General features: G+C 36.6%; 1 protein-coding gene. It reads left to right on the plus strand.

Annotation, left to right across the window (positions count from 1 at the left end):
* Positions 1-156: 156 nt before the first annotated feature.
* On the plus strand, positions 157-388 hold a 232-nt coding region (locus SB756_RS28375; RefSeq protein ID WP_410912818.1), incomplete at its 3' end, for a hypothetical protein.

Here is a 388-nt window from a genome sequence, read left to right on the forward strand (position 1 = left end):
AAAAAATAGTTAAGCAAATAACAGCAAAACTAACAGTAATCGCAACAAAACTAGTGTTAGATAAAGATAAATATGACATGGTTGTCCTAATTAGAGTTAACCTTTAAGGTTTTAATCATTCTAGTACGGTTACTGATGATATAAAAGAGAGGATTGATGAGTAACGCAATACAACTTCCTATTCAATTACAAAAACTTGGGTTAAAGCGCTATGAGCAGCTGTACCCGCAGCATCCTATAGAAAGCGAAGTTGTAAGGTCATTAGCGTTAAGCGACTTTGCTTGGCGCTGTATTCAGTCTCAGCCTGATTTAAAAAGCGGGTTACTATGTGAAGACGAAATTAAAAGTAGTGACATACCTTCCCCCTTCGAAAACTTAACACTGGCAG

It is taken from the genome of Pseudomonas sp. SIMBA_068 (assembly GCF_046534705.1).
GTDB lineage: Bacteria > Pseudomonadota > Gammaproteobacteria > Pseudomonadales > Pseudomonadaceae > Aquipseudomonas > Aquipseudomonas putida.